Raw genomic sequence first — 7,456 nt, 5'->3', positions numbered from 1 at the left:
CCGGGGTGATGGATGAGGCGGAACACGACGTGCTGGCACACCTGGACTTCCCGGCGGCGCATCGGGTGAAGATTCACTCGACCAATACGCTGGAACGACTGAACAAGGAAATCAAACGCCGCGCCAACGTCGTCGGGATCTTCCCGAACGAGGGGAGCATTCGCCGGCTGATCGGTGCAGTGCTGATGGAACAGAACGAAGAATGGCAGCTGCAGCACCGTTACATGCCGCAGCACACCATGGCGGAGCCTGCAGAGGGCTTGCCTGACAACGCCCAGCTACTGGGCGTGTAAACCTGGAAAACCGGACCGGAGTTCTGGCCTGAAATTTACACCACCTTGACGGACGCTATCGTTTCGAGCGCCGGCTCGATACCCATTACGCCCTGCTCAAGCTGGCTTGTTCATTGATTTGTTTACGCTTTGTCGACCAGTTTTGTTAGCGGCTCTTAGTGCCGCTGGGAATAGCAGCATTGTTAGGGCAACTAGCAAGTGGCGCATTCTTTGCTCTCCTTTGTCATGGGCGGCTGTGGAGATATTCATCGTCAGTCCGTCAGGAGGTGAAAAGGGTAGGACACGGTGATCCGGGCTCCTCGTGGTTTACGGTGGGCGATACCTGTTCCCGATAGGGACACCGTTCAGGCCGAGAGCAGCGCGCTTGATGGGCAACCCAGCGCAGAACTCTATGCTTCTGAAAAAGTGCCAACCCGCTTCAGGAAAGTACAGCCACAGGGTCGCCGATGGCCCGACACCTGTCTGTACGTTGAACCGGATTACGTTACAGGTGTAATCGGCGGTAAAGGTGCGGCAGTCCCCGCCAAGGCGCCGAACTACCGGCTTTGCCAAGAGGGGGTGCCGGTAGTGCTTGAGTCTCTGCCGGGCCTAGCCCTTTCGTACGGCATAAGTGCGAAAACGCACCGACACCCGGCCCGTTCAATGCCATCGTAGTACTCGGTCCTTTGAAAGCTCGCATGGTTCGGAAGCCACTCGGAGATCAGTCATGGGTAAGTCCCGCAAACCAGGCCGGGTCAGCAGCCCGACAAAGGCCAAGACTAAGGCCGTCAAGCCTCCCAGAAGATCAGGAGTCAACGGTAGAGAGCCGACCCTACCTAAGCCCGAGCGTGAGCCCATCCCCCCGACAAGCGGTTTGACTTGATCCATTGATGTGGCCGGTCTGGTGTGGCGACCCTGCCGAAGGGAATGAGCCAGCCGTACGGTGTCCAGAGGGCCGACCACAACAGGGGGCTTCGAACGTGATGTTGTTATCTGATCGCACGGGGGCTCGTCACTTGAATGGGGATTGAGGCACGTAGGGAAGCAAGCGATCGGTCTCTTTCTTGACCACTGCGTAGCACTCGCAGCACAGCTGTTCCAGTTTGGGCCGGTCCAGTACGGTGATATGGCCACGGCTATATTCGATCACACCGAGCTTCTGCAATTTGCCGGCCGCATCCGTCACCCCCTCGCGGCGCACTCCCAGCATGTTGGCTATTAGCTCCTGGGTCATGGTCAATTGGTTGCTCGGCAAGCGGTCCAGAGACAGCAGGAGCCAACGGCACAGCTGCTGGTCGATCGAGTGATGGCGATTGCACACCGCGGTTTGGGCCATCTGCGTGATCAAGGCCTGGGTGTAGTGCAGCATCAATTGCAGTAACTCGGTGTGGCGGCTCACCTCGTCTTTGAAGCGTTGCCCGGCCAAGCGAAAAGCTTGGCCGGCGCTTTGCACGATCGCGCGACTCGGCGTGCTTTCGCCGCCCATGAACACCGCAATGCCGACCAGCCCCTCGTTGCCCACCACGGAGATCTCAGCCGAAGACCCACTCTCCATCACATAGAGCAGCGACACGATGGAGTCAGTCGGGAAGAAGACGTAGTGCAGGGCATCCCCAGACTCGTACAGCACCGTGCCAAGCGGCAAAGGCACCAACTCGAGATAGGGAAGTAAGCGTTCGAGCACATCAGCCGGCAGGGCGGCCAGTAGATGGTTCTGTCGTGGTAAGGGAGACTCGGACATAGCTGCCACCTAGTGAAAAAAATGGCTTCCGTGTGTCGCAGTATAGTCGGAGTCTCATCCGTGTTGTATGTCGACCGGCCCGATGACCATGAGGGGCGTCGATGGATGCTTAGAGCCTATTATTCGCTGTAACTGAAAAACAAATGAGGATGCGTGTACTAGCGCACAGACCCAATCTGTCATTGCGCTTACTCTATTGAAATGTCGATTGCTCAGACATTAACGGGAGATAACACCATGCTCGAAACTATCATTGTGGTTCTACTGGTTCTATGGGCACTAGGAATGCTGACATCCTTCACAATGGGTGGGGCTGTTCATATTCTCTTGGCCTTGGCCGTCATCGTGCTACTTTTTCGTCTATTGCAAGGTCGAAGAATATAGCTCTTTACACAAAGCCCGCGCGATTTATCTCAGGGAGTGCGCTTTTGATAGCATTGGGACAGTTGAATACATTAGTGAAATAGTTGCATGGGAATGATGAAAATTAGCGACTAATGCTGAAACGGTTGATTATTTCCCAGTCTGAATGGTTGTGTCAGCATGTCGATGCAATGAGAATGACACTGCTATTTTGGCTGGTGCTGGTGCTGGTGCTGGTGCTGCAGTAGGCATTAGTGGGTGTTAATCCAAATTGTGACGATGCATAAGACCTCTTGCCGGTTGTGTCGAGGTGCCATCTTATAGGGTTCCATTCATTTTATTCCATGCGAAGCAAGGAGTGTTCATTATGAAATCTATCTACTCACTAGCATTTTCAAGAGTTGCTTTTTTCATATTGTTAGGGGTATCCCCTGTGGCTCTGCAGGTCGCTAATGGCGAGCCTATCGATGGGTCTGCAGTACAGCTGGAACCGCAGCAACAGAACGGAATTTCCTATCTGTCAGGTGGTATTGGCTTGGACGAGTCTCAAGCTCTCAAGCAGGCGAAAGGCTACAATTTGCACATGACTTTTTCGGAGGGGGCGAGCAATGAGTATCTCGCTGGGATTGATGTTGACATTCAAGCCATGAAGGGTGGTTCGGTGCTTTCTTTGAGCCAGGCGGGGCCTTATGTTTACGTTAAACTGCCGGCTGGTCGGTACTTCATCATCATCGGTCGTAATGGTCATGAAGAACGACGTGCAGTTGCACTCTCAAGCCGCTCAATTCGTAATGTGAATTTCCACTGGAGTGATGGGCGGCAGGCTTCATATTGACGATAAGTCGTCAAAAATAGATTGAGCGGTGCGGATGCACTGATCAATTTTATTTGTAAAAATATTGATTTCATTAATTGACCACCTCCAGCCTCCCTAGGCACTTTACCAGTAGCAAGCTAAGCAAGACAAAGCGTAGCTTGCTGCTCGTTATTTTTTATGTGCGCCCGCACACAGGTTCCAATCGCCTCTTGTGATCAGTCTGAGGTGCTTAGATCCTTGTTTTGTCTCGCCATGAAGGGTTTGTTTCTATAGGCTTTGCGTAGTGAGAGATGTCAGGTTGCAAGTCTCCTGCGGGAGTTAATTCGCCCATCTCTTTAGGTCGTTCTTTAGAGCGACAAAGCTCGCTTGTATTTTTCATGCGGCTTTACTCTAGTTTTAATTTTTCTTCCTGGATTTTGTTGCCAACATCCTTTCCTGTTACTTCCTTGAGGCTTCCAGAGACCTTTTTGATTCTTCCTTTGATTTGATCTGTGTTCATGCTGATCTCCTGATGCTTCATTCGCATGTCGAGCAGTACTCTCAACATCCGCACTAAAAATAACCACCTTAAATAGACTTAGGTTGGTACGGCAACGCGTGTAGATGTCGATTGAAAAATCGCAGCACACCCCTGTTAGTTGAATGGGATAAGAGGTGCGGCTAATCATGTCGTAAAGGTTATTCACATATGGAACACATAAGAATTTTGTGACGCCTATTGAAACCAATGAGCGCATATTATTGATTGCGACAGAGCAGTTGTGACATTTGCGTGCGATAGCGTACAGACATTTTTCTCCTTCTGAGCGACATTGTAACCGTGAATATCTGCAATGTGGTGGCAGCATAAGGGTAATAGTCCCCGCATCACGCGATGATGTGGCTCGGCTTTAGGAGGTTGAAATGTCGTTAGGAATAATTTTACTGTTCATCATGGTTTTATTGTTGATCAGTGTATGCCCGCGCGGCCCCACAGTAGAGGATGGGAGTATGGCCTCCAGTAGAGGACTTGGACTCACCTTACTGGTTTTGATCATTATGCTGGTGATGGGAGGAGTGTAGTGCGGTTTGGTATGTGTGCTAACGAACAGACACTGATAAAAAGAGCCGGATCATTCGTATCCCTACATCTTGTCGAATAAAAGGAAAAGCGATGAAATTCAAGCTTGCATCAACTGTTTTCGTCATAGGGTCATTGCTTACTCCGGTGATGGATCATGCTTTCGGTCAAGATATGGATCGTTCACATCCCGAAGCATATGCAAAAGATTTCGATAGTAACGACAAAAATTAAGGCCAAGTTGGCCGAGGAAAAAATGAGCAGCCTGATCCATGTTAAGGTCGATGCCGCCAACAAAGGGGGAGTTATTTTGAGCGGGGAGGTCAGTTCTCGGAAAGAGGCTGACAGAGCTTTGTCTATTGCCCGTGAAACAAAAGGAGTAACATCAGTCAAAAGCTATATCAAAATCCATGAAGGCGATTGAATTTTTTATTTGCAGGAACTTGTTTTAACTTGGAAGTTGAAGGTCGTGGCACCCCAAGAAGAGACGGTTCTATGCTGGCTTAATTTTAATAAGAGATTTTTAATGGGAGAGGTGCCTGCACTCTAAAATAGAAGTTGTTATATGAAACATCTTGTGATGGTGATGGCGCTATTAATTAGTGCAGGCGGGTCAGCAGTGCTAGCCGCTGATGCTGGAGTTTCAGTTCGCATTGGTCAACCTGATTTCTATGGGAGAATCGATATTGAAGGCTACCCGCCACCACAAGTTATTTATCGCCAACCTATAGCCATCGAACAGGTGCCTATGAATCGGCAGCCTATTTATTTGCGTGTCCCGCTTGATCATGCCGAACATTGGCGCACTCACTGCCGTGAGTACAATGCATGTGGCGAGAGAGTTTTATTTGTGCAGGACAGTTGGTACAGCCAAGAATATGCTCCACGTTACCAAGAACATCACCGTGACTACAAAGATGACCATGGTCAACGCCGGCACGATATGTATCCCGATCAGAGAAATGATCGTTATTAGGTGGCTTTCATCTTTCATAATTAGCCGCATAATAGAAAATAGTTTTTAATCTGTAAGGACACTAAGGGCTTCATGTAGTCACGGCATGAGGCTTTTGACGTTTTGGTGGTTAAGGGTTTATTCACGCTATGTTGGTCCTGGCGGTCATCGTGTTGCTGTTTCGCGTTCTTGAACGGCACCAGGTATAAACCCTTGAATTGAACTGGGTCGCATTCCGTACCTGCGACAGGCAAGCCAAAAGAGAAGGAGTTTGCGATGAACAGCCATTCTATGAAAGGGAGCTGGCGACAGCTCAAAAGCGATGTCAGAACAGAGTGGGAACATTTGGTTGATGAGGCATTCGATGTCATTGCCCACAAAGGCGGTAAGGGGGATGGCCAGGAGACTGGTGATATCACCACCACCGAAGCAGACCGACAGGTCAAGCTCTTTGAAGCACGCAACAAAGACCTTTCCGGCAAAGATGCGACTTAGCCCAATAAAGGGTAGAGAAACGCATTGTGAAGGAGACCGGTGCTAAACAAGGGGGGGGGCGACTCAACTTTCACGAGCCGCGCAGCCCGGTTCCCCCCCGCGTCAAAATAGTTGTCGCCTCGATAGAATCCATAACTCGGGGGCGATGATGAGAGAACGACTTGGCGCGATACGGACAGGAATTCAAAGATAGAGCGGTGGCGCGGTTGCTGCCGCCGGAGAGCGCGGCGGCGGAAGCGGTTGCGCGTGAGATCGGTGTGGGGGTGGCGACACTGGAGCGTTGGCGTAGTGATGCGCTGTCCATGCCCGCTCGCGAGCGGGCATGGACAGCGGCGGCCCGGTTCGAGGCGGTGCTCACCACGGCAGCCCTCGATGAAGCCGGCAAGAACGCGTGGTGCCGCGAGCACGGGGTCTATCCGCAGGAGCTGGTCCAATGGCGTCAGGCGGCTACCCAGGCGCTGGCGGAGCCGGAAGAGTGCCGTGCCAGCCCCCAGCAAACCAAACAGGATCAGCGCCGGATCAAGACACTCGAACGGGAGCTGCGCCGTAAGGACAAGGCCCTGGCCGAAGCCGCAGCGCTGCTTGTCCTGTCAAAAAAAGTGGCGGCGATCTTCAGCAGGGACGAGGACGAATGATCGGCCTCGAAGATCGCCAATGCCTGGCCCGGGATATCGATGTGGCCAAGCAGTCCGGGGCACGGCTACGCCCGGCCTGCGAAGTCGCCGGCATCACGCTGCGTACCCTGCAGCGCTGGAAGACCGAAGACGGCCTCATCCGGGGTGACCGCCGCCCCGAGGCCGTGCGAGCCCCCTCCCATCGGGCGCTCAGCGCGGCGGAGCGCGCCCAGGTGCTGGAAGTGGCCAACGAGGCCCGCTTTGCCGAGCTGCCGCCGGCCCGCATCGTCCCGATGCTGGCCGATGAGGGCCTCTATCTGGCCAGCGAATCGAGCTTTCAGCGGATCCTGCGCGATGCAGGGCAAACAGCTCGCCGGGGTCGCGCCAAAGCCCCTGCGGCATCCCGCCCGCCGAGCACTCACGTCGCCACGGCACCGGGCCAGGTGTGGTGCTGGGACATGACCTATCTACCCGCCACGGTGACGGGGCGTTGGTTTCATCTGTACCTGATCCTGGATCTGTACAGCCGCAAGATCGTTGGCTGGGAAGTACATGCCAGTGATGCGGCCGAACACGCGGCACATCTGGTGCGTCGTACCGCGCTATCGGAGGGCATTGCCGCCCTGGCTGACAAACCCATCCTGCACGGGGACAACGGTGCGACGCTCAAGGCCACCACGGTGCTGGCCATGCTCCACTGGCTGGGAATCAAGCCGTCCTACTCGCGGCCCCGGGTCAGCGACGACAACGCCTACGCTGAAGCCCTCTTCCGTACGGCCAAGTACCGCCCCGAGTTTCCTGCCAAGGGCTTCGAGGATCTGGAGACTGCCCGATCCTGGGCCAGCCGCTTCGTGCACTGGTACAACGTCGAGCATCGCCACAGCGGCATCCGCTACGTGAGCCCCGCCCAGCGCCATGCGGGAGAAGATCATTTGATTCTCGCAGCCCGTCACGTGCTCTATGCCGAGGCTCGCCGACGCCACCCTGCACGCTGGGCAGGCAACACCCGGAATTGGTCGCCCATCAGCACCGTGACGCTCAATCCCGAGCGCGAAGCTGTTGTCTCCATGGCCACCCAAGGCACGAATAGACAGCCTTTGGCTGCATGAATCAGGCGACAACTACATTGACGCGCGCCG

At 53.8% G+C, this 7,456-nt stretch carries 9 protein-coding genes and 1 pseudogene; 9 read left to right on the top strand and 1 reads right to left on the bottom strand.

Features of this window, described 5'->3' with window-relative positions; genetic code table 11:
* A partial coding sequence (locus QU481_RS23325) for a transposase (RefSeq protein WP_289831971.1) occupies positions 1–293 on the top strand: 293 nt, incomplete at its 5' end.
* 991 nt (positions 294–1,284) lie between these two features.
* Here the strand turns inward: QU481_RS23325 and QU481_RS23315 are convergent.
* A complete protein-coding gene (locus QU481_RS23315; protein ID WP_289832350.1) occupies positions 1,285–2,013 on the bottom strand; it encodes a Crp/Fnr family transcriptional regulator in 729 nt (242 codons plus the stop codon).
* 201 nt (positions 2,014–2,214) lie between these two features.
* On the opposite strand from QU481_RS23315, the gene QU481_RS23310 reads away from it, so the two are divergent.
* From QU481_RS23310 to QU481_RS23280, 8 genes and pseudogenes are all read left to right on the top strand, one after another.
* The gene (locus QU481_RS23310; protein WP_346432463.1) at positions 2,215–2,397 is read left to right on the top strand and encodes a lmo0937 family membrane protein; all 183 of its coding nucleotides are present in this window, start codon (positions 2,215–2,217) and stop codon (positions 2,395–2,397) included.
* A gap of 346 nt (positions 2,398–2,743) precedes the next feature.
* Positions 2,744–3,211, top strand: coding sequence for a hypothetical protein (locus tag QU481_RS23305; RefSeq protein WP_289832348.1), 468 nt, complete (start codon positions 2,744–2,746; stop codon positions 3,209–3,211).
* A gap of 885 nt (positions 3,212–4,096) precedes the next feature.
* Positions 4,097–4,255, top strand: a complete 159-nt coding sequence (locus QU481_RS23945) for a DUF3309 family protein (protein WP_353962196.1) — start codon at positions 4,097–4,099, stop codon at positions 4,253–4,255.
* 91 nt (positions 4,256–4,346) lie between these two features.
* Positions 4,347–4,487, top strand: a complete 141-nt coding sequence (locus QU481_RS23300; protein ID WP_289832347.1) for a hypothetical protein — start codon at positions 4,347–4,349, stop codon at positions 4,485–4,487.
* A 22-nt stretch (positions 4,488–4,509) separates the two neighbouring features.
* On the top strand, positions 4,510–4,677 hold the full coding sequence (locus tag QU481_RS23295; RefSeq protein ID WP_289832346.1) for a BON domain-containing protein: 168 nt from the start codon (positions 4,510–4,512) through the stop codon (positions 4,675–4,677).
* A gap of 141 nt (positions 4,678–4,818) precedes the next feature.
* Entirely contained in the window at positions 4,819–5,229 is a 411-nt protein-coding gene (locus QU481_RS23290) for a hypothetical protein (protein WP_289832345.1), read from the top strand.
* A 255-nt stretch (positions 5,230–5,484) separates the two neighbouring features.
* On the top strand, positions 5,485–5,703 hold the full coding sequence (locus QU481_RS23285) for a CsbD family protein (protein ID WP_289832344.1): 219 nt from the start codon (positions 5,485–5,487) through the stop codon (positions 5,701–5,703).
* Positions 5,704–5,864: 161 nt separating this feature from the next.
* Positions 5,865–7,426: pseudogene (locus QU481_RS23280) on the top strand (IS3 family transposase).
* The last annotated feature ends 30 nt before the right edge of the window (positions 7,427–7,456 follow it).

Origin of the sequence: Crenobacter oryzisoli, from assembly GCF_030385785.1 — a bacterium.
Lineage (GTDB): Bacteria > Pseudomonadota > Gammaproteobacteria > Burkholderiales > Chromobacteriaceae > Crenobacter_A > Crenobacter_A oryzisoli.
This window is presented reverse-complemented; position numbering and strand designations above follow the sequence as displayed.

What these genes read in the sequence shown, in the direction of transcription:
- QU481_RS23300 (WP_289832347.1), top strand. Translation starts at nt 4,347, where the DNA reads ATGAAATTCAAGCTTGCATCAACTGTTTTCGTCATAGGGTCATTGCTT.
- QU481_RS23315 (WP_289832350.1), bottom strand. Translation starts at nt 2,013, where the DNA reads ATGTCCGAGTCTCCCTTACCACGACAGAACCATCTACTGGCCGCCCTG.
- QU481_RS23305 (WP_289832348.1), top strand. Translation starts at nt 2,744, where the DNA reads ATGAAATCTATCTACTCACTAGCATTTTCAAGAGTTGCTTTTTTCATA.
- QU481_RS23290 (WP_289832345.1), top strand. Translation starts at nt 4,819, where the DNA reads ATGAAACATCTTGTGATGGTGATGGCGCTATTAATTAGTGCAGGCGGG.
- QU481_RS23310 (WP_346432463.1), top strand. Translation starts at nt 2,215, where the DNA reads ATGTCGATTGCTCAGACATTAACGGGAGATAACACCATGCTCGAAACT.
- QU481_RS23285 (WP_289832344.1), top strand. Translation starts at nt 5,485, where the DNA reads ATGAACAGCCATTCTATGAAAGGGAGCTGGCGACAGCTCAAAAGCGAT.
- QU481_RS23945 (WP_353962196.1), top strand. Translation starts at nt 4,097, where the DNA reads ATGTCGTTAGGAATAATTTTACTGTTCATCATGGTTTTATTGTTGATC.
- QU481_RS23295 (WP_289832346.1), top strand. Translation starts at nt 4,510, where the DNA reads ATGAGCAGCCTGATCCATGTTAAGGTCGATGCCGCCAACAAAGGGGGA.